Genomic DNA, 316 nt, shown 5'->3' with positions numbered 1-316 from the left:
GGCCGACTTGTCGCGCCACAGGGCCCAGCCCACGCCGAGTGGCGCCATGCCGTACTTGTGGCCGGAGGCATTGATGGAGGCGACTCGGGACAGGCGGAAGTCCCAGGCCAGATCGGGGTGGAGGAAGGACGCGATGAATCCGCCGGAAGCCGCGTCGACGTGCAACGGGACGTCGAGTCCCGTCTCCCCCTGCAGGCGGTCGAGCTCGGCCGCGAACTCCGCGACCGGCTCGTAGGTGCAGGTGTAGGTGACGCCGAGGATCGCGACGACGCCGATGGTGTTCTCGTCGACGTACTCGCGCAGCTGGTGCGGCAGC

Annotated in this window: 1 protein-coding gene; it reads right to left on the bottom strand. The window is 69.3% G+C overall.

Going from position 1 to position 316, the window contains the following annotated elements; genetic code table 11:
* Nucleotides 1-316 (bottom strand): pyridoxal-dependent decarboxylase (locus tag ACEPPI_RS40845; protein ID WP_373920292.1); only part of this gene is annotated, 316 nt, incomplete at both ends.

This window comes from Streptomyces sp. AB3(2024) (assembly GCF_041862025.1).
Lineage (GTDB): Bacteria > Actinomycetota > Actinomycetes > Streptomycetales > Streptomycetaceae > Streptomyces.
The sequence above is the reverse complement of the archived record's forward strand: the minus strand, read 5'-3'. Positions and strand labels throughout refer to the sequence as shown.